The sequence below is a fragment of the Periweissella ghanensis genome (assembly GCF_918814755.1).
Taxonomy (GTDB): domain Bacteria; phylum Bacillota; class Bacilli; order Lactobacillales; family Lactobacillaceae; genus Periweissella; species Periweissella ghanensis.
In genome coordinates, this window is the sequence record NZ_CAKKNT010000002.1 from 94,553 (window position 1) to 118,106 (window position 23,554).

General features: G+C 41.3%; 25 protein-coding genes. 23 read left to right on the forward strand and 2 right to left on the reverse strand.

Going from position 1 to position 23,554, the window contains the following annotated elements; all coding sequences use genetic code 11:
* Window positions 1-62 precede the first annotated feature (62 nt).
* The 4 genes from jag to LQZ76_RS01450 all read left to right on the forward strand — a co-directional run bounded on the left by jag (window position 63) and on the right by LQZ76_RS01450 (window position 6,039).
* On the forward strand, window positions 63-842 hold the full coding sequence (jag, locus tag LQZ76_RS01435; protein WP_230097988.1) for an RNA-binding cell elongation regulator Jag/EloR: 780 nt from the start codon (window positions 63-65) through the stop codon (window positions 840-842).
* A gap of 481 nt (window positions 843-1,323) precedes the next feature.
* The gene (gene mnmE / locus LQZ76_RS01440) at window positions 1,324-2,730 is read left to right on the forward strand and encodes a tRNA uridine-5-carboxymethylaminomethyl(34) synthesis GTPase MnmE (protein ID WP_230097989.1); all 1,407 of its coding nucleotides are present in this window, start codon (window positions 1,324-1,326) and stop codon (window positions 2,728-2,730) included.
* Between the two features lie 29 nt (window positions 2,731-2,759).
* Window positions 2,760-4,676, forward strand: coding sequence for a tRNA uridine-5-carboxymethylaminomethyl(34) synthesis enzyme MnmG (gene mnmG, locus LQZ76_RS01445; protein WP_230097990.1), 1,917 nt, complete (start codon window positions 2,760-2,762; stop codon window positions 4,674-4,676).
* A gap of 148 nt (window positions 4,677-4,824) precedes the next feature.
* Window positions 4,825-6,039, forward strand: a complete 1,215-nt coding sequence (locus tag LQZ76_RS01450; protein ID WP_230097991.1) for an NAD(P)/FAD-dependent oxidoreductase — start codon at window positions 4,825-4,827, stop codon at window positions 6,037-6,039.
* 584 nt (window positions 6,040-6,623) lie between these two features.
* On the opposite strand, the gene LQZ76_RS01455 is transcribed toward LQZ76_RS01450, so the two are convergent.
* Window positions 6,624-7,364 (reverse strand): OmpA/MotB family protein, encoded by a 741-nt coding sequence (locus tag LQZ76_RS01455; protein ID WP_230096995.1) that lies wholly within the window; start codon window positions 7,362-7,364, stop codon window positions 6,624-6,626.
* A gap of 13 nt (window positions 7,365-7,377) precedes the next feature.
* The gene (locus LQZ76_RS01460) at window positions 7,378-8,136 is read right to left on the reverse strand and encodes a MotA/TolQ/ExbB proton channel family protein (RefSeq protein ID WP_230097992.1); all 759 of its coding nucleotides are present in this window, start codon (window positions 8,134-8,136) and stop codon (window positions 7,378-7,380) included.
* Between the two features lie 288 nt (window positions 8,137-8,424).
* Here LQZ76_RS01460 and flgB point away from each other — a divergent pair, with 288 nt between their 5' ends.
* The 19 genes from flgB to flhA all read left to right on the forward strand — a co-directional run bounded on the left by flgB (window position 8,425) and on the right by flhA (window position 23,550).
* Window positions 8,425-8,793: a flagellar basal body rod protein FlgB gene (gene flgB / locus LQZ76_RS01465; protein WP_230096997.1), complete on the forward strand. Its 369-nt coding sequence runs from the start codon at window positions 8,425-8,427 to the stop codon at window positions 8,791-8,793.
* 20 nt (window positions 8,794-8,813) lie between these two features.
* Window positions 8,814-9,257: a flagellar basal body rod protein FlgC gene (flgC, locus tag LQZ76_RS01470; RefSeq protein ID WP_230097993.1), complete on the forward strand. Its 444-nt coding sequence runs from the start codon at window positions 8,814-8,816 to the stop codon at window positions 9,255-9,257.
* A 16-nt stretch (window positions 9,258-9,273) separates the two neighbouring features.
* A complete protein-coding gene (gene fliE / locus LQZ76_RS01475; protein WP_230097994.1) occupies window positions 9,274-9,594 on the forward strand; it encodes a flagellar hook-basal body complex protein FliE in 321 nt (106 codons plus the stop codon).
* A 26-nt stretch (window positions 9,595-9,620) separates the two neighbouring features.
* Window positions 9,621-11,153, forward strand: coding sequence for a flagellar basal-body MS-ring/collar protein FliF (gene fliF / locus LQZ76_RS01480; RefSeq protein WP_230097995.1), 1,533 nt, complete (start codon window positions 9,621-9,623; stop codon window positions 11,151-11,153).
* Between the two features lie 21 nt (window positions 11,154-11,174).
* Entirely contained in the window at window positions 11,175-12,179 is a 1,005-nt protein-coding gene (gene fliG, locus LQZ76_RS01485) for a flagellar motor switch protein FliG (RefSeq protein WP_230097996.1), read from the forward strand.
* Window positions 12,163-12,858, forward strand: a complete 696-nt coding sequence (locus LQZ76_RS01490) for a FliH/SctL family protein (protein ID WP_230097997.1) — start codon at window positions 12,163-12,165, stop codon at window positions 12,856-12,858. The genes fliG and LQZ76_RS01490 overlap by 17 nt, the downstream gene beginning before the upstream one ends.
* 3 nt (window positions 12,859-12,861) lie before the next feature.
* Window positions 12,862-14,193, forward strand: coding sequence for a flagellar protein export ATPase FliI (gene fliI, locus LQZ76_RS01495; RefSeq protein WP_230097998.1), 1,332 nt, complete (start codon window positions 12,862-12,864; stop codon window positions 14,191-14,193).
* 15 nt (window positions 14,194-14,208) lie between these two features.
* Window positions 14,209-14,646 carry a flagellar FliJ family protein gene (locus LQZ76_RS01500; protein ID WP_230097999.1) on the forward strand — a complete coding sequence of 146 codons (438 nt, stop codon included), beginning with the start codon at window positions 14,209-14,211 and terminating at the stop codon, window positions 14,644-14,646.
* Between the two features lie 22 nt (window positions 14,647-14,668).
* Window positions 14,669-16,006 carry a flagellar hook-length control protein FliK gene (locus LQZ76_RS01505; protein WP_230098000.1) on the forward strand — a complete coding sequence of 446 codons (1,338 nt, stop codon included), beginning with the start codon at window positions 14,669-14,671 and terminating at the stop codon, window positions 16,004-16,006.
* Window positions 16,007-16,018: 12 nt separating this feature from the next.
* Window positions 16,019-16,540 (forward strand): flagellar hook assembly protein FlgD, encoded by a 522-nt coding sequence (locus tag LQZ76_RS01510; RefSeq protein WP_230097006.1) that lies wholly within the window; start codon window positions 16,019-16,021, stop codon window positions 16,538-16,540.
* Between the two features lie 63 nt (window positions 16,541-16,603).
* On the forward strand, window positions 16,604-17,482 hold the full coding sequence (locus LQZ76_RS01515) for a flagellar hook-basal body complex protein (RefSeq protein ID WP_230098001.1): 879 nt from the start codon (window positions 16,604-16,606) through the stop codon (window positions 17,480-17,482).
* Between the two features lie 17 nt (window positions 17,483-17,499).
* Window positions 17,500-17,694, forward strand: coding sequence for a flagellar FlbD family protein (locus LQZ76_RS01520; RefSeq protein ID WP_230098002.1), 195 nt, complete (start codon window positions 17,500-17,502; stop codon window positions 17,692-17,694).
* Between the two features lie 6 nt (window positions 17,695-17,700).
* Window positions 17,701-18,189 carry a flagellar basal body-associated FliL family protein gene (locus LQZ76_RS01525; RefSeq protein ID WP_230098003.1) on the forward strand — a complete coding sequence of 163 codons (489 nt, stop codon included), beginning with the start codon at window positions 17,701-17,703 and terminating at the stop codon, window positions 18,187-18,189.
* Between the two features lie 14 nt (window positions 18,190-18,203).
* Window positions 18,204-18,560: a flagellar biosynthetic protein FliO gene (locus LQZ76_RS01530; RefSeq protein ID WP_230098004.1), complete on the forward strand. Its 357-nt coding sequence runs from the start codon at window positions 18,204-18,206 to the stop codon at window positions 18,558-18,560.
* On the forward strand, window positions 18,561-19,346 hold the full coding sequence (gene fliP / locus LQZ76_RS01535; RefSeq protein WP_230097011.1) for a flagellar type III secretion system pore protein FliP: 786 nt from the start codon (window positions 18,561-18,563) through the stop codon (window positions 19,344-19,346).
* 11 nt (window positions 19,347-19,357) lie between these two features.
* On the forward strand, window positions 19,358-19,621 hold the full coding sequence (fliQ, locus tag LQZ76_RS01540; RefSeq protein WP_230097012.1) for a flagellar biosynthesis protein FliQ: 264 nt from the start codon (window positions 19,358-19,360) through the stop codon (window positions 19,619-19,621).
* 7 nt (window positions 19,622-19,628) lie between these two features.
* A complete protein-coding gene (gene fliR / locus LQZ76_RS01545) occupies window positions 19,629-20,381 on the forward strand; it encodes a flagellar biosynthetic protein FliR (protein ID WP_230098005.1) in 753 nt (250 codons plus the stop codon).
* A gap of 3 nt (window positions 20,382-20,384) precedes the next feature.
* Window positions 20,385-21,452 carry a flagellar biosynthesis protein FlhB gene (gene flhB / locus LQZ76_RS01550; RefSeq protein WP_230098006.1) on the forward strand — a complete coding sequence of 356 codons (1,068 nt, stop codon included), beginning with the start codon at window positions 20,385-20,387 and terminating at the stop codon, window positions 21,450-21,452.
* A gap of 22 nt (window positions 21,453-21,474) precedes the next feature.
* The gene (gene flhA / locus LQZ76_RS01555) at window positions 21,475-23,550 is read left to right on the forward strand and encodes a flagellar biosynthesis protein FlhA (protein ID WP_230098007.1); all 2,076 of its coding nucleotides are present in this window, start codon (window positions 21,475-21,477) and stop codon (window positions 23,548-23,550) included.
* Window positions 23,551-23,554: the final 4 nt, after the last annotated feature.

A 23,554-nucleotide genomic window follows, 5' to 3' on the forward strand; every position in this document is an offset into this window, starting at 1 on the left:
GCGTACAAAAACGGCAGGATTGGGTATAATTAATTATTAGAATATAATAAGCGGGAAATAAAATGGCACGATTTAAAGGAAAAACAATAGAAGAAGCAACTAACCGGGGATTAGAAATTCTTGGGGTTAACCGTGATGCGGTTGAAATTTACGTCATAAATGCTGGCCAGGCCAAATTTTTTGGCTTATACCATGTTGCAGCAGAAGTCGAAATTATTATTAAAGAACAAAGTCAAATGGTCCAACCAATGATGGTCGCACAAGCCGTCCCATCCTTAGATGAACCAATTAATGTGGCCATCGTTAGTACACCAAATAATGATGAACAAGCGTTACTTGAACGCCAAGCGAAAAATCGCGAACGGTGGGAAAAAGCGACGGATGAAGTAATTGATTATTTAGTAACTATTTTAGGAGCGTTGGGCATTGAAGGTGATCTTGACGCCACTTGGGGTCAAAATACTTTAAATATTCAGTTTGAAACCGCCACCGAAGGGTTATTAATCGGTAAATACGGTCGGACCTTAAATGCAATGCAAACTTTGGCAACGGCTTACTTAAGTGAAGCGGGCATTAACCACCCCCAAGTGATGTTAAATGTTGGTAACTACCGTGAAGAACGGAATGAAAAACTTGAACGTTTAGCATATCGTTTAGCCGATAAAGTTGTTAGCTTGGGTCAAAGCGAAACGCTTGAGCCAATGCCAGCTTTTGAACGAAAAGTAATTCACAGTGCCTTGGCTGATGATACCGATATTTTAACAACTTCAATTGGTAAAGAACCATTCCGATGCGTTAAAATTGAATTGAGCCAAGCAGCGATTGCCCGGCTTGATGCATAAGTTACATTGAAAGTCATTTGATTGGTTGACATCCGTTAGTTGACTGATTAGAATAAGTCTGTTATCCGTTAATTGGGACGTTTTTTTAGTGCGGCTTAATTAACGATGAAGACTGCTGAATAAAAAGTAGTAAAAAGGTGCCCGATTTTAGGCATTTAAAATGTGCTCCAAGGACCAAGTTCCTAAGCATATACGTCACAACCGACTGACTCATAAACCGAGTCAATGGTTCTGCCTAGTATGCTACGGACCTTAAACGGCCCTTGTCGCACTCTTAAAACGTGCTCCACAAACCAAACCTTTCCGCCTACTTCAATCAATTACAAATGCCAAATCCGCATTTGCATTGATTATCTGTAGTGCTCAAGGTTTCCCAGTTTGTGTCGCACTCTATATCACCGAAGTAGTGAAAGTGCTTCGCCACCCAACAAATCAATGGGGGTGGTGTAGGCACTTTTTTAGTACCCAGAAAGGAATTATCATGGCTAACGCAGGAGATGCATTAACAGAATTTGACACGATTGCCGCAATTAGTACGCCACCTGGTGAAGGGGCAATTTCAATTATTCGTTTGAGTGGAGAAGAGGCCGTTGTGATTGCCAACCGCGTCTTTAAAGGTAAAAACTTAACCAAAGTTGCCAGTCACACGATTAACTACGGTCACATTATTGACCCTGATCACGATAATCAAGAAATTGATGAAGTGATGGTTTCGGTAATGTTGGCGCCAAAAACCTTTACGCGTGAAGACGTTATCGAAATTAACGCGCACGGTGGGATTGTGGCGACTAACAAAATTTTGCAATTATTACTCGCTAATGGAGCGCGGATTGCTGAACCTGGTGAATTTACTAAGCGGGCCTTTTTAAGTGGTCGGATTGATTTATCACAAGCTGAAGCCGTGATGGACTTGATTCGGGCTAAAACTGATCGCTCAATGCAAGTGGCTTTAAACCAACTTGATGGTAATTTATCAAACTTAATTCGCAAAATTCGCAAGGATATCGTGGATACTTTGGCAGTCGTGGAAGTTAATATCGACTATCCGGAATATGATGCGGTTGAAGAAATGACGACCAAATTGTTGTTAGAACAAGCCGAAAATGTGAAGGCTTACGTGGAACAATTATTACGGACGGCTAAACAAGGTAAAGTTCTCCGTGAAGGCCTTGCAACGGCGATTATTGGTCGCCCAAACGTTGGTAAAAGTTCAATTTTGAACCACTTATTACATGAAGATAAAGCGATTGTCACTGATATTGCGGGGACTACGCGGGATGTGATTGAAGAGTATGTCAATGTCCGCGGGGTACCGTTGAAATTAATTGATACGGCCGGAATTCGCGATACCGAAGACGTGGTTGAAAAAATTGGGGTTGAACGTTCACGGGCCGCAATTACTAAGGCTGATTTGGTCATGTTAGTGTTAAATACTAACCAACCATTAACGGCCGAAGATCGCCAATTAATTGAAATTACCAACGATAAAAAACGGATTGTTATTTTAAATAAAACTGACCTTGAACAAAACATTGATCAAGCGGAATTGGCTAGTTTAATTGCCGCTGATGAAATGATTGCTGTATCGGTTTTACGGAATGACAACATGGACAAATTAGAAGAAAAAATTGCCCACTTGTTCTTTGATGAAGGGATTGAAAATAACCAAACTACTGTGATGGTTACTAATGCCCGCCATATTGGTTTATTAGCACAAGCGGCTAAATCATTGCAAGCCGTCATTGATGGGATTGAAATGGGGATGCCAGTTGATATTGTGCAAATCGACATGACCAATGCCTGGGACAAACTTGGTGAAATTACTGGAGATTCTGTCCAAGACGACTTATTAACCGAATTGTTTAGTCAATTCTGTTTAGGAAAATAACTTAGATTATAAAAATAGGAGAAATAAAAATGGCTGTAATTCCATACGAAGCTGGTGCATATGACGTAATCGTTGTTGGTGCTGGGCATGCTGGTTCTGAAGCTGCTTTAGCGGCTGCCCGCATGGGAAACAAAACTTTATTGATGACCATCTCACTTGAAATGGTTGCCTTCATGCCATGTAACCCGGCCGTTGGTGGTCCAGCTAAGGGGATTGTGGTACGTGAAATTGACGCCCTTGGTGGTGAAATGGGTCGCAACACGGATAAAACATATGTCCAAATGCGGATGCTTAACACCGGTAAAGGTCCAGCGGTGCGTGCTTTGCGGGCCCAATCTGATAAAGATGAATACCACATCAGCATGAAGCACACGATTGAAACAACGCCTAACTTAACGCTACGCCAAGGAATTGTGGAAGAAGTGATTGTTGAAGATGGCGTTGCCACGGGGGTACGGACCAACACTGGGGCGATTTACAAGGCGAAATCAGTCGTGTTAACAGCCGGAACTTCATCACGTGGGAAGATTATTATTGGGGAATTGATGTACACATCAGGTCCTAATAACTCACAACCATCAATTAAGTTATCAGAAAACTTATTAGATCTTGGTTTTGAACTAAAGCGTTTCAAAACGGGTACCCCACCACGGGTTAACGGTAAAACAATTGATTTTTCTGTTACTGAAGAACAGCCTGGGGATGTCCAAGCCAACCACTTTAGTTACACATCAAAGGATGAAGACTACTTGGCCTTGGAACAACAATTATCTTGCTGGTTGACTTATACTAATCAACATACCCATGCAATTATCAACGAAAACTTGCACCGGGCACCAATGTTTACCGGTGTGATTGAAGGGGTTGGTCCGCGTTACTGTCCATCAATTGAAGATAAAATTGTCCGGTTTGCTGATAAGTTACAACACCAATTGTTCCTTGAACCAGAAGGTCGGACAACTGATGAATGGTATGTCCAAGGATTCTCAACTTCAATGCCTGAAGAAGTGCAATTGAAGATGCTTCATTCAGTGCCTGGATTGGAAAATGCCGAATTAATGCGTCCTGGTTACGCCATTGAATATGACGTGGTTGCGCCACACCAATTACGGCACACGTTGGAAACTAAAATTATCAAAAACCTTTACACGGCAGGTCAAATGAACGGAACTTCTGGGTATGAAGAAGCCGCTGGGCAAGGAATTATTGCCGGAATTAATGCCGGTTTACGTGCACTTGGTCGACCTGATTACGAAATGAAGCGTTCTGAAGGTTACATCGGAGTGATGATTGATGATTTAGTTACTAAGGGAACTAATGAACCATACCGGCTCCTAACTTCACGAGCCGAATACCGTTTATTATTGCGTCACGATAATGCTGATTTACGTTTAACTAAGGTTGGTCACGAATTAGGTTTAATTGATGATGAACGTTACGCTGCTTTTGAAGCTAAAGTAGCGGCTATCGAAGCTGAAAAAGCCCGTTTACAAAGTATCCGTATCAATCCCAATGGACCATTAGATGCCTACTTAGTAAGTTGTGGTTCAAATCCAATGAAGGATTCAATTTTGGCATCTGAATTGTTACGCCGGCCCGAAATTAACTACCAAAAGTTAATGGAATTTGTACCAGCCAGTGAAACACCCCTTGATCGTTATGTAGTCGAAGAAGTTGAAATTCAAATTAAATACGAAGGCTACATTGTTAAGGCTCAAGAAAAAGTTGAAAAACTTCACCGGATGGAAGCTAAGAAAATTCCGGCAAATATTGATTATTCTGCAATCGAGGGCTTAGCAATTGAAGCTAAGCAAAAACTTGGTAAAATAGAGCCAGAAACATTAGCGCAAGCATCACGGATTTCTGGTGTTAACCCAGCCGATATTGCTATTTTGAGTGTTTATATTCAAAACGGTCGAATTGCCAAAACCGTTGCTGTGGATTAGTGTTTAAAAATTAATTAATAATTTTTATGAACGTGAAAATGTTGCCAAAAAAGCACAAAATTAGTTATACTATAATAGATATGGCTAAAATATGCATTTTAGTAGTATACATTGGACAGACATCAAAAAAACTTAGGAGAATTTAATCATGGCCAAGACGAAAATCGGTATTTTGGGCGCAGGTTACGCCGGATTGTTAGCATTAAAAGTATTGCAAAGCAAAGCGAAAGATGTAGAAATTACATTGATTGACCGTAACAGCTACCACAACGAAGCAACTGATTACCACGAAGTTGCTGCAGGTAGTGTTAATGCCGATAAAATCACTTACCCAATTTCAGACGTAGTAAAACCAGGTATTACTAACTTTATTCAAGCAACTGTAACTAAGATCGACAAAGCAGCTAAGACAGTTGAAATCGAAGGCCACGAACCAATGACTTTTGATTACTTAATCGTTGCTTTAGGTTTCCGTTCAGAAACTTTCGGTATCAAGGGTGCAACTGAATTCGCATTACCAATGGACGACGTTGAATCATCAGAAGCTGTTTACAAGCACTTTATTGCTAAGTTGGAAGACTACCGTACATCAAAGAACCCTGATAACTTGAAGGTCTTGATTGCCGGTGCCGGATTTACTGGTATGGAATTAATTGGTGCCATGGCTGAAAACAAAGCTAAGTACGCTAAGATTGCTGGTGTTACTCCAGATGATATCGAACTTACTTGTATTGATGCTGCGCCTTCATTGTTACCAATGTTCCCATCAGACTTGGCTGACTACGCTGTTAAGCGCTTAGCTAAGCGTGGTGCTAAGGTATACACTAGCCGCGGAATCAACGAAGTTAAAGACGGTGTTGTAGTTGCCCAAAACATGGAAACTAAAGAAATCATCGAATTCCCAGCCGGTACTATTATCTGGACTACTGGGGTTTCAGGTTCTGACGTTATTGCTAACTCAGGTATCGAAGCTCGTCGTAACCGTGTGATGGTTACTTCACAACTTAAAGATCCTGAAAACGACAAGGTTTACATCCTTGGTGACGTTGCTGCTGTTATGGACGCTGAAAGTGGCCGCCCATACCCAACTACTGCTCAAATCGCATTAGTAATGGGTCACGTAGCTGCAATGAACATTATTGCTGACATGAACGGTCAAGAAGGTGAAGACTTCAAGTACGTAAGTCAAGGTACTGTTTGTTCATTAGGTAACACTGATGCCATTGGTGTGCTTGGTAACGGTACTAAGGTTAAGGGTTATGTTGCCTCAGCCTTGAAGAAGATCATCATGAACAAGTCACTTTGGGAAACTGGTGGTGTTAAAGAAATGCTTGCCAAGGGTCGTTTTGACTTGTACCACTAGAAATTATAAGAGTGTGAGCCTCAGCGGGAACTAGCGAGGACTATTGCGAGCTAACTGAAGATACGGTTTTGGTATCTAAGTTAGCTGAAATAGACGGAGCTAGTTGCTGAGGAGAACACGTTTAAAAAGGTCTGCGACACATTTGGTGTACAGATCTTTTTTACTAAAGAAAAGCGGTTTCGATATGCGTGCATATCGGACCGCTTTTAATTTAGACGGAAGTAGCTGAGGTGATTTGCACGTTCAGGTCCTTAATTTTTGGTAAATTACTTTAATATTATTAATAATAATATTAAAAATATTTATATAATATAACGAATTATGTAAAACCGAGCCGAATGTAAGCATAATATTTTTAAATGAGATATACTGTATGTTATATATTGTGGTTTTTTGCGTCAAAAAAACATAATTATTAGAATAAAACATTAGTAGCATAATTTGTGTTCAAAAAAATAAGCCTTGCTGCTATTTTTATTTAGTTTACGATAAATTATACCTAAACAGGTAAAAATGGCTGTAACCCCCTTTAAATTAACAAATTAAAAAGAGGTCCCGATTTAATAATCGGGACCTCTTTTTGTTTACGAGAATTTACGTTGAATGATAATTTCAATTCGTCGGTTTTTGGCACGACCAGCTGCATTCTGATTAGATGCGACCGGATTATTTTCCGCAAAGGCTTCGATGGTGACCTTACTTGGATCTAAAACGTGGGCATTGGTTAGGTAATTCATAACACTAATGGCGCGGGCAGAACTTAATTCCCAGTTAGAAGCATATTGGGGATTATTTTGAATTGGTAAGTTATCCGTATAACCAGCAATAATAAAATTATTATTTTGCAGCATTTTGATATGAGGGGCCAAGAGACTCAATGATTTGGCCATTTCACTAGTAACGGCGGCACTAGCAGTATCAAATAAAATATCGCTATTTAACGTTAAGTGAATCCCATCGCTTTGAATCGTGATGGTTACTTTATCCCGTAATGGTGAATTAGCGATGTCTTTTTTCGTTTCTTCAAAGGTTTTAGTTAACAACTGTTGTTCTTGTTGGCGTTTAAAATTTACTGAATCAATCGGTTTAATGACATTGTTGGGTTGGCCTTGGGCATTATTTTTTTCCTTAGCGATTAACGATGAATTTGGATTACTAGCTAAAATACTACCAAATTCCGATTCGAGTTGCGCTAATTTTGCAGTATCAACTTTTGAGACCGCAAACAAAACAATGAATAAAGCAAGAAGCAACGTTAACATATCCGAATATGGGAGGAGCCAAGCTTCACTAGGTTCTTCTTCATGTTTATCTTTTTTTCGCAAATTATTAACCCTCCTATTCTTCGATATATTCGTCGTCAATCATTGAATATAATTTTTTCTCGATTGTTTTGGCAGATAAACCAGCTTGAATGGCCAAAATTCCTTCAAGCATAACTTCAAGTTCTTGCAGTTCGGTTTTAGAAGCTTGTTTAAGCCGTTCACCAAAGGGAATAAACAGCACGTATCCAAAGAAGATTCCGTATAGGGTGGCGACAAAGGCCGCTGAAATACTATGACCCAAAGCGGTGATATCATTCAGGTGTCCCAAGGCACCAATCAAACCAATTACGGCTCCCAACACCCCTAAAGTCGGTGAAGTTGTGCCGGCTGTTTTGAACATATTCGCTCCGCGGGTATGCCGCTCTTCGATTGCGTCAATTTCATTTTCAAGAATGTCTTTGACTTGATCAGCTGCGACCCCGTCAACAACCATTTGTAAGCCATGAACTAAGAAAGGGTTGTTATCTTCAGTCAAAACTGATTCCAAAGCAAGTAGACCATTACGCCGAGCTGTGTTTGATAATTCAACAATTTCGGCAATTGTGTCAGGAATGTTTTGTTCCTGTTTTTTAAATAACACGCGCACAATCCCGGGAAGCCGTTTGACATCCGTACTTGAAAACGTATTGAGTAACGTGGCAATGATTCCGACAAAGATAATCGTTGCCGCCGCGGGATTTAAGAGTACCGCAACATTAGCACCTTTTAGAATCATTCCGACAACTACTGACGCAAAACCAAGAATTATTCCTAAAATTAGTGAAATTTGCATGAATTGAACCTCCAAGAAAACTTTTTTTAAATACTGATAGAGTATCGGTATCAAAATTGTAAAGTTTAACGATTTTTACTAATATCGTAAATTTTTGTATGGAAATAAAATAAAAATTAAGTTATATTTAAAAGCATCTGAAAATAGTTATTAATAAAATTGATAAAAAGTATGATTTATTTGTTTTAAACGTTTATTTTTCTGCGTTCTTTATCATTTAATAATACTATTTAGAATTTCTTAATAATATATCGAGATATGTAAAATACACATGGATGAGGACTCGTAATGGAAATCGACAATTTATTGAAGACCGCGCTATCAGTTTCAAATACCCGTGCACAAACAATTTCATCAAATATTGCCAATTTAAATACTCCTGCTTACAAAGCTAAACGGGTGCAATTTGAAAATTTACTACAACAAGCGACCGGACCGGGGCAAATGGTCACTGATAATCCCCGGCATATTGGAGCGTTAAGTAATATTCAACCGCAAATTACCACGGAAACGGGTACCCAAGTCCGGGCCAATGGGAATAATGTTGATCTTGATACGGAAATGGTCGATCAAGCGCAAAATGGAATTTATTACAATATGCTCGTTAGCCAATTAAATGGACGCTACCAAATGATGAGCTATATCGTGAACCATTAAACGAATTACGAGGATAAAAAATGAGTTTTTTTAACGGATTAAATATTAATGCGAGTGGGCTAGCTTTAAATCGTTTACAGATGGATGTTAGCTCAACCAATATTGCCAATGTTAATACGAATACCACGCCTGAAGGTGGCCCGTATAAAGCCAAGACTGTTCAATTTAGTGAAAATTTGATGGCACAGCAAGCCGATTTAAATGATCCAAGTAGCAGTCTGAACTCCCCCAGTTACGGCGTTAAAGTTACGGGCATCACCGCTAATCAAAATATTAAACGTACATATGATCCAACCAATCCCAATGCTGATGCGAACGGGTATGTCGCCCAATCAAATGTCAATTTGGCTGATGAAATGGTCAAAATGATTCAAGCGCAACGCTCGTATGAAGCGAATGTATCAGCCACTGAAATGAACAAATCAATTTTACAAAAAGCCTTACAAATTTCATTAAACGGTTAATTCGAGGAGAAAATAAATGGAATCAATCAATAGTTTGTTATCAAACGTACAAGGTTATCAAGGCTTTTTGGCTAAACAAACCGGCTTAGAAAATACCGATTTTGCCGCGACCCACAGTGCTAATTTCAGCCAGTTACTAGGAAATGCGATTAACGGCCTTAACAATAATGTCAATGCGATGGAGCAAGGGACGGCGGGGTTAATTTCGGGAAATAATAATGATTTGGGTAAAGCCATGGTCCAAATGACAGAAGCCCAACTTTCAGTACAGACAGCGGTTCAGGTCCGCAATAAAGTACTTGAGGCCTATAACGATATTAAGAATATGCAATTCTAGGAACCGTGTGAAAGGGATGTAAGTAAGTGGAGCGAGTTAATAGCAGTTTTGGAAATATTAAGGACAAGTGGTCAGCAATTAGTCGCCCAATGAAGATTGGGATTATCAGTGGCTTACTTAGTTTAATAGCAATTGGTGTGATTAGTTTCACATTATTAACCCGGGTACAATATGGCGTGTTGTTTGCCAATGTTAACCAAGGTGATGCGGGAAATATTACCGCGACTTTGAAATCACAAAATGTCCCGTATAAATTGGAGGATGGTGGCACAACCATCATGATTCCAGCCGACAAAGTTGACCAAACGCGGATTGATTTAGCAATGGCCAATAAATTACCAAATAGTACGAGTGGTTTTGAGTTGTTTGATAAAACCAACATGATGACCACGGATCAAGACCGTAAGATTATGTATCAACGGGCTTTAACCGGTGAATTGGAACGTTCAATTAGTTCCCTAAATGCGGTCCAATCAGCCCGAGTGATTCTAGTAACCCCGAGTCAAAGTGTTTTTGATGATTCAACGGACAAAAAAGCTTCCGCATCCGTAATTTTGACGTTAAAAGGCAATACAATTTCAGATTCCGCGGTCCAAGGGATTGTGGCTTTGACGTCGGCTTCCGTTGAAAATTTAAATCCTGATAACGTTAAGGTTGTTGATAGTAATGGCCGCATTTTAGCGGATGGTGACAGTGGTAATGATAATCCACTGACTGGGGGCAATAGTAAATTCCTCCAAATGAAGCAACAATATGAAAATCAATTAACGCAAAAATTGAGTACGTTATTAACGCCAATTTATGGAGCCGGTAAGTTCCAAGTTGCCATTAATGTTGATCTTGATTTTAATTCCGTTGAACGCAATACGGTTAAATACAGTAATCCTAATATTCGCAGTGAGAACCTGCAAATTGCTGGTAATAATGCTAACAACCAACAAACAAGTGGCCAACCTGATAACGCGGCCAATGTTGCGGGGGCCAAAAATGACCAAAATGGAACGTTTAACCGCACGATTAATAATGAACTTGATACAGATACGACCAAAATTATTAATGCCCCCGGTTCGGTCCAACGAATTACCGCGTCGGTTGTCCTTAATGGTGATGCCAATAACGCGGCTAGTGCGAACCAAGTTCAAACAATGGTGGCCAATGCGATTGGCTTAGATTCAAAACGGGGCGATGCCGTTAATATTCAAGATGTGTCATTTGCTAAAACGAAAATGAATACTACCAGCACCCCTAAAGATGCTAAGAAAGCCAATGATTTATGGATTTACTTAGCTGTTGCGGCGGGAATTTTAACCCTTGGTTTAGCAACTTTCTTCATTATTCGCAGTCGCCGCCGAAACGAAGAAGATGATGAATATGAATACGATGACTATGAGGATGAAGCCAAAGAAGTTCCGGAAGCACCAACGAGTACACCAGTTGAACTTGATGAAAATGCCGAGTCAGTTGTTGAGAGTAAAACCAATCAGGCAAAAGATTTTGCTATGAAGAATCCCGATATTGTCGCTGATTTAGTTAAGACATGGGTTCGTGAAGATAAATAAAACACTAGGAGTTATGAGTGCATGGAACAGAATGAAGGCGTAAAAAAAGCCGCGGTTCTGCTAATTTCCTTAGGTTCAGAAGTTTCAGCCCAAGTTATGAAACAACTACCGGATGATTACATTCAGAAAATTAGTTACGAAATCGCTAATACTGATTACGTTAAGCCAGAACGACGTGATCAAGTTTTAGATGAATTTATTAATACGGCTAATGGGCGCCAATATATTCTAGATGGTGGTTATGATTACGCCAAAAGCGTCTTAAACCAAGGGTTAGGCCCACAGAAAGCCAAAGAAATTTTGGATGTTTTAAAGCAATTACAAATGCGTGAACGGCCATTTGATATTGCGCGGACGGCCGATTTGCAACAGTTAGTTAATGTTTTAATTGATGAGCACCCCCAAGTTATCGCGTTAGTTTTATGTTATATGCAACCAGAAAAAGGGGCCGCTTTATTGGCCCAGTTACCGCGTGATTTACAAGTTGATGTGGCTGAACGGGTCGGGTTAATTACGACGACTTCACCAGAAGTAATCAAGCGCATTGAAGAATCGCTTGAAGCGCAATTATCAAACTTCGAAGTCGCCGATACCGAAAATGTTGGTGGAGTATCAGTCTTGGTTGGTATCTTGAATGCCGCCAGTCGCAGTACCGAAAAGAATATTTTGGGCGACTTGGAAGAACGGCAGCCTGAATTGGCAACTGAAATCAAAACGAGTCTCTTTACCTTTGATGACATCACATCATTATCTGATATGGATGTTCAAAAAGTATTGCGGGCAATTGATAATGAAGCCCTTAAGTTGGCCTTGAAAGGTGCCGCCGCTGATATTAAAGAATTTATCTTTAAGAACTTATCACAACGGGCCGCCGAAACGATTCAAGAAGAACTTGAATTTATGGGACCAACCCGCTTAGCAACGATTGAAGAAGCCCAACAAAAAGTGGTCGCTGAAATTCGTCGCCTAGATGATAATGGTGAAATTTATATTGAACGAGGAAATACGGATGGAATGGTCAAATAATGTTTGGAAACAAGCAACTGTCATTGATAATAATGCGCCCAAGCCCATCATTACTGATAATTTAGTACCGTTAGCAGCGCCGAGTGAAGATGATAATATGCAGGTATTTAATGCTGAAAACCAAGCATTACGCCAACAAATTATGACAGATGCCCAACAAGCCGCTGAAGCGTTAAAAGCGCAAGCCTTTGCAGAAGGGCAAGCGGCTGGTTATGAAGTTGGTTATAACGAAGGTAAAGCCGTTGGTGATCAAATGGCCCAGCAAATTAGTATGGAAGCTGAGCAAAATTATGCGGCCGCCCAAGCTGATATTGCAACTTATTTACACGATAAGGAAGCCGAAATTGTTGCCTTTGCGGTGGCGATGGCCGGTCAAATTGTAAAAAAACAAATTAACTTAGATGAAACGACCATTGGGAACATTATTGCCCCAACGTTATTACAACTTGGCCAACCAGACCAGTTAATTACCGTCACGGCTAACCCAGCCCATCGTGAAGTGTTAACGGCTAAATTAGAAGCCAAGAAAGCTGAAATTCCAAATTTGCATTATTTATTACTCGATGATATGCAATATGAATTAACGGCGTTGAAAGTTGAAACGAGCGATACGCTAGTAGTGTTTGACTTAGAAACGGAATTAAAAAACTTACTCGTAGAATTACAAAAGGTTGGATAGACGATGACATTTGCATTAGCGACAGATAAATATTTAACCGTTGTTAAGCAACAACCGTTTACGCAAACCTTTGGGAAAGTCAGTGAAGTCGTTGGCTTAGTAATTAAGGTCGTCGGCTTAGCGAGCTTTGTGGGTGAAATTTGTGAAGTTCATTTAGCAAGTAGCCATAAAGTCGCACTAACTGAAGTGGTCGGGTTTGTTAAAAATACGGTCCTCTTGATGCCCTTGGATGACTTAGATGGCATTAGTCCGGGGTGCTTAGTCGTACCAACTGGCCGGGCATTAACGGTCAAAGTTAATCCGGCTTTATTAGGCCACACGTTAGATGGACTAGGTCGGCCGATGGATGATTTACAAATCACCGAAGAATTCACGGAATTTCCAGTCATGCGTGATGCCCCTGATCCATTTAAACGTCCACCAATTCGTGAAACCTTACCGACTGGTGTTCGTGCCATTGATGGCTTACTCACAGTTGGTAACGGCCAGCGAATTGGGATTTTTGCCGGGAGTGGGGTTGGTAAAAGTACCTTACTCGGCATGATGGCTAAATACGCCGACGCTGATGTGATTGTGATTGGTTTGATTGGTGAACGGGGCCGTGAAGTCCGTGAGTTCATTGAAAAAGACCTCGGCCCGGATGGGTACAAAAAAGCCGTTGTCGTCTGTGCAACTTCTGATATGCCGCCATTGGTGCGGTTAAAGGGGGCGTATGTGGCAACGGCGATTGCTGAATATTTCCGTGACCAAGGTAAGAAAGTTGTCTTGATGATGGATTCGGTGACCCGATTTGCGATGGCCCAACGTGAAATTGGGCTTTCAACGGGTGAACCGCCAACGACGCGCGGATACACGCCATCGGTTTTTGCGATGCTACCTAAATTACTCGAACGTAGTGGTCCAGCTGAGCACGGTTCAATCACGGCTTTTTATACCGTGTTGGTTGAAGGGGATGATATGAATGAACCGATTGCCGATGCGGTCCGGGGGATTTTGGATGGCCACATTGTTTTGTCACGTAAGATTGCGGGGCAAAATCATTATCCCGCGATTGATGTGCAAAGTAGTTTGAGTCGATTGATGAAAAGTTTAGTCAGTCCCACCCATGCCAATGCTGCTAATAAATTACGCCAAAGTATGGCGACGTATAACGAGACCAAGGATTTAATTGAAATTGGTGCTTATCAAGTTGGTACAAATCAAGCCGTTGATCATGCGATTAATTTACACGAACCAATCAAACAAATTTTGACCCAATCGGTTGATGAACACGCTCCGTTTAATAATACGGTCCACCAGTTAGAACAACTATTTCAACAACCAACCATGATGTAACTCGAGGTAATAGTAATGCAAAAATTTAAATTTGAATTAGCAAGTTTACTTGAATTTCGCCAGCAGGAAGAACAAACCGCTAAGCAAGCCTACGCGTTAGCCCAACAAGCGGTTATCCAAGCGCAAACGGCCACGACGAAGTTATTAAACGAAAAGCATCTGATCTTTGCTTATGCGTCTAAATCCGTCGAACTGCTCCAAGCCCAACGGCGCTATTTAATTGATATTGAAAATCAAATGACAACGCTAGCATTACAAAAAAACGAACGCGAAGCAGCGGTCAAAACGACCCAAGCAGCTTTAGTCCAAGCCCAACAAGCCCGCCAAGTGATTGAAAAATTATACGTTAAAAAATTAGCCGAATATCAGGCGGAAGTTAAACGGACGGAGCAAATTTTTCTTGATGAAGTAGGGACGCAAAATTATATGCGGCAGCAAGCTAGCGGCTATTAAAAATTAAGAAAGGAGTTCCGCCATGAATCAGATCACCCCGCCAACAACGAGTGCCGTAAATGCTTTGCCTAAAAACAGTAACTCAGCGGCTAGTTCAAGTGATGATAACCAAGCTTTAGCAGCAATTTTTGCGAGCCTACTAGCCCCAAGTCCGCTACCAATGGCCCAACAAGATGCACCATTACCCCCCACGGATAACCTAGTGCAAGCGGGCGATGATGGTGCACTCGGTACGGCTTTACCAAGTCAAAGTCCTGGTAGCTTGAGTGTCGAAGAGGTGCCAATCCCCCAAGCAGCCAAGCCACTAGCTAGCCCCGTGACCGACATGGGAACTAGTAACGTGCCAGCCTCAGTAAATAGTGGCGCAGCCCCAGTCGCCGAAGTAGCTGCATCGGCTACGCCAAGTCCACAATTAATGGCCGCTACTAGCCAACCAACAAGTACGCCATTAGCAACGACACTTATGCCCTCATTAGCAAGTGACAATAGCAAGTTAAATAAGGATTCAAAGCCGATAAGCAACGCTAGTGATAATATTGTTGCTAAAAATGTTACAAATTCAAATGATGATGTGATAAACAACTTTGAAACTAGTAACAGTAATATATTTAGTGCAGAAAAAACCTTATCAACGGCGGCCAGTGCACCGGTGGAGCTTAAAGCAATAACGCCGGCCACGGGAGTACCTGATTCGGCGACTGCGCCAAGGCAAGCTACGACTGATGACAAAGCCCCCGCGCCAACAACCGAGCAACTGCCAAGTCAGGCCCCAGAATTACCACCGACGCTGACCGGGAATATCATCCCTAACCAAGTCCCAACGATTACCAATACGCCGGTGTTAACAACGGTCAAAATTGAAAGTCAGCCACTGATGCCAACGAATCAAATAAGTAATATGGCCCAAGTTATCACCGAACAAGTTAAAACCATGGGCTCAGGGGATACCAAGGTGGTTGTTTTCCGTCTTGAACCAGCTGGCTTAGGACCGATTAACGTTAATTTACAGATTAACCAACAGCAAGTTTCCGTGGAATTCAAAATGGAACAAAGTCAAACGCATCAAATGTTAGCAGCGGCCATGCCCAAGTTACAAGAGATTTTAAAAGCAACGACGGACACGCCATTGCAAATTAATAATCCCACTCCAACCCCAGCGGTGAGCAATGTTAGTGCCCCAACGAGTCATACGCTGAGTGATATGAATCAACAGATGATGTTTAACCAGCAAGGTCAACACGGTCATGGTCAACCATTTACCGGTGATAAACGTAAAGCTTATCAAGGACCGCAAGAAGTCGTAGTTGAACCAGTTGAAACCCAACCCGAGGCCGATGCGACCGTTAGTATTTTAGTTTAAGGAGGAAGTCTGATGGATATAGCAAATAATGCCAATGCACTGAATACCGTTTTACCTGGTTCCGTCAAAATTAGTAAAAATAATGATAATGGTACCGGTATTTCAATGGATCAGTTCTTGAAAATCATGGCCGCAACGATGAGTAACCCGTCAATGGATGGCGGTTCAAGCGGTGGCGGTAGTAATACCGATTATCTCTCACAATTAGCGCAATTTAGTGAATTACAAAAAATGAACGAATTGGGCCAAAACTTGCAAGCCACGGTGATGATGTCCCAACAACAACAAGCCTTTGGTTTGATGGGCCAAAACGTGGTGGTCACAGATATTGATCCTAATACTAAAAAGCCCATTGCGATTAGCGGTCCCGTTGATCGGGTGCAGTTCAACAATGGCTATGCGACGATTCAAGTGAAGGGTAAGTATTATGACCTAAGTGCTTTAAATGAAGTCGATGGTAAATTAGGCCCTGATACAACCGATCCTATCGCCCCAACCCCAGCTCCAACTGATTCATCGGCTCCAACTAATTAAAAAATATAGCAACTTATTAATTTACTGAGACGCCCGCGTGGCGCATTACGGAGGAAAAGTAAAATGTTACGTTCATTATATTCAGGTGTTAGTGGAATGAAGAATTTGCAAAACGAACTCGACGTCGTTGCAAATAATATCGCCAACGTTAATACTATTGGTTTCAAATCTAGTCGGGTTAATTTCCAAGATATTATGAGTCAAAATATGCGCCCCGCCGCCGCTGGTAATAATGCAGCTGGTGGCCTTGGTGGAACCAACCCAATGCAAATTGGTTTAGGGGTAACAACGGCATCAGTTGATACGATGATGGGGAATGGGGCCCAACAAACAACTGGGAATGGGCTTGATGTATACCTTGATGGACCTGGATTCTTGGTGATGCAAGATACTAGTGGTAGCCAAATGTATACGCGAGCTGGAGCGTTACAAGTCGATGCGAATGGCTACTTAGTTAATAACAGTGGGGTGAAAGTGATGGGAGCCGCTAATGTGACGGTCAAGGATGATTCAACCGCACCAAATTTAGGTACAACATTAACATCAATTAAAATTCCCGCTACGGCCACGGTTAAGGGAGCCACAGTTAATGCTACTGGCACCCCAGAAATTGGGGCCGATGGGGTAATTACGCAATCTTATGGTGGTACTAAAATTGCCGTTGGTCGGATTGCTGTTGCTAACTTTACGAATCCGAATGGTTTGGCCAAAGCCGGTGGTACGAACTTTACGGCTAGCCCTAACTCTGGTGATCCGGTAATTAGTAATGCCGCTGCGAGTGGGGTTGCTGTCGTTCGTAGTGGGGCACTTGAAATGTCAAACGTGGACCTTTCAACTGAATTTACGAACATGATTGTTGCGAGTCGCGCTTACCAAGCCAACGCCAAATCAATTACCACTTCGGATGAGATTCTCCAAACTTTGATTAGCTTGAAGCAATAAGTACGAGGAGATGATTAATGATTCAATTAACATCATTAGTTGGTAAGCAGTTTTACGTGAATTTTAATTTAATTGAACAAATGAACGAAACACCAGATACCGTGCTGACGCTAACGGATGGTAAAACGTTCGCGGTGCAAGAAACGGCCGGCCAAGTTGTGCAGTTAATTATTGAATTTCAGCAACAGGTTCACCAAAAATTACAAGGATAGGGAAGTATGGCAAAAGCAAAAGAAGAGAATGTAAGTCGTAAACGGTCACCATTAATTTTGGTTGTGATTATTTTATTAGTCATCATTGGGAGTGCGGGTGGCGCGTTTGTAATTAGTAAATATGTTACCAAGACCCCACCATCAGCGTTAGCGCAAAGTGAATCGCAAGCACTTGCCAGTAAAGTCGTGATGTTACCGTTAGCAGCCTTCACGATTAATCTAGCGAAGACCCCAGATGACAACACCCCACATTACATGAAGATTAGTTTAACGGTTTCGTTACCAGATGATAAAGCAAAAGCGGCGTTGAAAAGTAAATTACCAATTGTCCGCGATAGTGTCATTAGTGTCTTGAGTCAAAAAAGTCAAAACGACATTATTTCAACCAATAATGATCTGCAAACTTTAAAGAACCAATTAAAGAACAAAATTAACAATAATGTCGGCTTACCAGCTATTCAGGATGTCTACATTACCGATATGGTCTTGCAATAAACGAGGAAAAACAAATGACAGTATGGTCGATTATTCAAACAATTGTAATGCTCTTAGTGGTGATTTATTTAATTAATATCACCCTTAAATTACTTGCCAAACATAGTACGCAAAAGGATGCGGCAATTCAAATTATTCAAAAAGTTGCTGTTACCAAAACGTCGGCGTTGGCAATTGTTAAAATTGTCGATCAATACTACGTGATGAGTTTAGCCGAACAGCAAAACCAAATTGTTCGTGAATTAAATCCGGCCGAACAAGCCCAAGTGGCCGCTGAAATAGCAACGCGCCAAGCTAATGCTGCTAAGCCGCAACAAGTTAGTGCCGAATTCACCAAAATATTATTGCAAAAACTAGGTAAGGGAAAGTAAATGAAAAAGCGAAATTTAGCGATTATTTTGACGTTAGTTAGCAGTATCTGTGTGCTAGCCGTCTTACCAAGCCCGGTGTATGCAATTGATATTAATCAAGTGACGGACACTAGTAACAACATTTTTAAAAATATCGGTGGCGGGGCCAATCAATACATTAATACCTTTTTATTGATGACGTTGTTATCCGTTATTCCAATGATTTTAATTATGATGACGTCGTTTACGCGCATCATCATGGTGTTGTCATTTGTTCGCAGCGCCTTAGGAACCCAACAAAATCCACCTAACCAAGTGCTCATTGGGCTGGCCTTATTTTTAACTTTTTTTACAATGAAGCCGGTGTTTACCGATGTCTATAATGATGCGATTGTGCCGTATAATCAGCACCACATTAGCCAACAACAATTGCTTGATCGTACTGAAAATCGCTTTAAGAAATTCATGTACAAGCAAACTAGTCAAAAGGATTTGAATTTATTTTTACACGCGAAGGAAAATAATCTTGGTTCAAGTAAGGCGGTGCCTAAAAACCCCGATAAGATTGATTTAACGGTAATTGTTCCGGCCTTCATTATTAGTGAAATGAAAACGGCCTTTAGTATTGGTTTCTTGATTTTCTTACCGTTCATGATCATTGATATGGTCGTCTCCAGTGTCTTGATGTCGATGGGGATGGTGATGCTGTCGCCGATGGTGATTTCATTACCGTTTAAATTACTGTTATTTGTACTCGTTAATGGCTGGTACTTACTCGTCCAATCATTAATTCAAGGCTTTCAATAAGGTGGACGGCGATGTCAGTTGGAACAGTTTTAGAAGTAATCCGCGATGCTTTTATCCGGATTTTGTTAGTTGCTAGTCCAGCCCTTGGCGTGGCACTAGTTGTTGGGGTAGTCATTAGTATTTTCCAAGCGGTAACCCAAATCCAAGAACAAACATTGAGCTTTGTGCCCAAGTTAGTCGCAATTTTAGTGGCGATGATTGTTTGTGGGAATTTTATGTTAACGATGCTTTTAGAATTTACTAAATCAATCTTTAGAATGATTGCCAAAATGTGAGGTATTGATGGCGCAAGTGCAAGAAGGGTTGTTGATTTTATGTCGGATTGCGGCATTTATCGCCATTAGCCCGGTATTTTCAGAAAAAAATTTCCCGCAAACCGCTAAAGTTGGCTTAAGCGGGGCGCTAACGTTGATGGCGTGGCCGGCGGTTACTCATTTTACGGGAACGCAATCATATCTCATTTTTGCGTTACTAGTCATCAAAGAAGTCATTTTTGGCCTCTCGATGGGCTACATCACGAAATTGATTTTTAGTGCCGTCATGTTAGCTGGTAGTGTGATTGACTTTCAAATCGGATTTTCCGCCGCACAATTGTATGATCCGTCATTTGAATCATCAATGTCACAATACGGCCGGGTTTATTACTGGTTAGCCTTATGTGCATTTTTTATAACCGGCTTGCATCGGTTATTAATCAAAGGGATTCTCTTATCATTTCAAGTCGTTCCGCTTGGGGGCATTAACTACAGCGGAGCCACGATTAACGGGGTGGTCCAAACGTTTGCCGCTTCCTTTGCGATGGGGGTGAGCTTAGCCGCTCCATTAGTGGTTGCCTTAATCACGATTGATATTACCTTGGGGTTTGTCTCACGCACGGTGCCGCAATTGAATGTGTTGATGATGAGTTTGCCCGTTAAACAGGCGTTAGGATTTTTAATTACTCTGATTTTATTACCAAATATTTTGAGTATGTTGATGCGTGATATTCCTAATTCAATTCAAACGATGTGGGACTTTATTCGTTCAGTGAGGTAGCCAATGGCGGAAGATAAAGCAAATAAAACTGAAAAACCCTCCGCCAAACGCTTACGGGATGCCCGCAAACGTGGTCAAATTCCAAAGAGTCAGGATTTAGTTATTGCGCTGTCATTACTCGGTTTTGCGTTAGTGCTTGAACCAATGTGGTCCAATGTCGGTGGGTACTTAGTTAATTATTTAACGGCGAGTTTTGAAAATATTAGTCAAACCAAAGTTGCGTTTAATACGTTACCACGGCTTGGTACGCAATCGATTTTGATGCTGTTCATTTTAGCCGGGCCATTTATGCTGCTGGCCGTCATTATTGGGTTACTCGGGAATTTATTTCAAACCGGAATTTTATTTACGGCCCAGCCGTTGAAACCGGATTTTAAGAAAATTAATCCAGTCACCGGGATTAAAAATTTTTACAGCATGACGACGCTAGTCAATTTAGGCAAAACGCTGTTTAAATTTATCGTCGTGAGCTTCATTGCCTATGGGGCGTATCAACAAGCGATTCCCACGATTGTTAATTTAGCCGCGATGGGGCCCCAAGATGTGTTCCACTTTGTCTTAACATTTGCCCATGATATCGCGTTAAAAGTGGCCTTGTTTTTATTATTTTTGGCCGTCTTGGATTATGTGTATCAACGGTATAGCTTCTTCAAACGGTTACGAATGTCCAAGCAAGAAGTTAAAGATGAATACAAGCAAAATGAAGGGGATCCCAAGATTAAAGCCCAACGTCGTGCCCAATATCAACGGCTACTACATAACTCGGTCGCTAAAGTTAAAGAAGCCACGGTCGTCATTACTAACCCGACCCACTTTGCAATTGCCATTAAATACGATAGTGCCGTTGGGGTGCCCGTCGTATTAGCAAAAGGGGCCGATGAAATTGCCCAAAAGATGAAAGCCGAAGCGAAACGGCTTGATATTCCAATGATTGAAAATCGACCGGTGGCGCGGGCGTTATTTAAAGCCGTTGAACCGGGTGAATTCATTCCCGCTGAATTATTTGAAGCCGTTGCTGGGATTATTGCCGTCGTATACAAGTTAGAAGCCGAAAAGGCCGGTAAGATTTAAGAAATACAAGAGGATTGTCAGGATGCAAAAAGCCGCCAAAAAAAGTTCCAAATTTAAAACAGCTGATATATTAATCGCCTGCCTTGTGTTAGGAATTATGGGCTTAATCATCGTGCCATTACCACCATTTGTGCTTGATTTCTTAATTGTTATCAACTTAACGGTGGCGATGAATATTTTACTGATTACGTTATTTACTAAATCAGTGTTAGAATTCACGACTTTTCCAACGTTATTGTTAATTACGACGATGCTCAAGCTCGGTTTGAATATGGCCTCAACACGGTTGATCTTAACAGATGGTTCCGCCGGTAAAGTAATTGAAGCCTTTGCCGATGTGGTAGCCGGGAATAACTACTTAGTCGGGATTATTTTGTTCGTGATTATCATGGTTGTCCAATTGGTCGTTGTGACAAATGGGGCCGGTCGGGTATCTGAAGTTTCAGCCCGGTTTACTTTGGATGCGATGCCTGGGAAACAAATGTCAATTGACTCGGATTTAAACGCCGGTTTGATTGATCAAAAAACGGCCCAACGTCGCCGCAATGATTTACAGCGTGAAGCTAATTTCTTTGGGGCCATGGATGGGGCTAGTAAGTTCGTCAAAGGAGACGCGATTGCTAGTGTCTTGATTGTGGCCATCAACTTACTTGGTGGGGCTGCGATTTTCTCAATTGGCGGTAAGATGACGATTGTGGAAGCCCTTAGTAACTTTGGGAAGCTTTCTATCGGGGATGGCCTAGTTAGTGCCGTGCCATCATTGCTAATTTCGGTAGCGACCGGGATTATTGTGACCCGTTCGGAAAATAACAAAAGTTTTGGGTTGGAAATTAAAGCTGATGGATTACGTAATCCGAACTTATTTAAAATTGTTGGGGTAATTTTAGTGCTCTTGGCCTTAGTGCCCCACTTTCCATTCTTGCCCTTTATGTTAGTTGGGATTGGTTTGTTTGCGGCGAGTTACTTCATCAAACAAAAAGAAGATCAACGCCAAATTGAAGCGAAGCGTGAAGCACAAATTCTAGCTTTGGAACAAAAAAAGCAAGCCGAAGAAGAAGACGAATCAGTGGCGTCATTCCAAGTTGAACCGATTGCGATTGAAATTGGGTATGGCTTGATTTCAATTGTCGATGATTCGGTTGAAAACAGCTTGATGAAGCGAATTGTTGGTATTCGAAAACAAAGTGCTCGTGAACTAGGAATTTTAGTTAGCCCGGTGCGGATTCGCGATAATTTATATTTAGCAGCCAATGATTACTCAATTAAAATTCGCGGGAATGAAGTTGGTAAGGGTGATATTTACCTGGATAAATATATGATTATTAGCCAAGGGGATGATGATTTTCCGTTTGACGGGATTAAAACCAAGGAACCCGCGTTTAACTTAGATGCGATTTGGATTGAAGCCAAGGACAAAGAAAACGCTGAACTCCAAGGCTTTACCGTCATTGAACCGCTCACGGTTATTACGACGCACTTAAAAGAAATTATTTACAGTCACGCGCCAGAACTCTTGGGCCGGCAAGAAGTTAAGAAGTTACTTGAAGGGATTAAAGATCAAAGCAACGTCGTGATTGATGAATTAATTCCAGATATTATGCGGCTTGGTGAAGTTCAAAAGGTGTTGCAAAACTTATTAGATGAAAAAATTCCGATTAATGATTTGGCTACGATTTTAGAAACGCTCGCCGATTATGGGCTCGTGACCAAAGACGGAGAAATGTTAACCGAATACGTCCGTCAAGCGTTAAAACGCACGATTGCTGCCAAGTATGTTGGTGAAAATGACAAGATTAATGTCGTGACATTACACCCCCAGCTAGAAGAATTAATTGGTAACAGTATTCAACAAACCCCAACTGGTTCATACCCAGTACTACCCCCAGATACAGTTAATAAGCTCTTACAAGCCGTTGGAACCATTCAACAAACCTTGTTAGTCCAAGATTTGAGCTATGTTATTTTAACGTCACCGAAAACGCGGTTGGCCTTGCGTAAGTTAATTGCCTTTAACTTCGCGGATACCCCAATCTTGTCATTAAATGAAATTCCTAATGAAGTGGCCATTGAAGCCATTGCGACCCTTAGTCTTGACTAGGTAT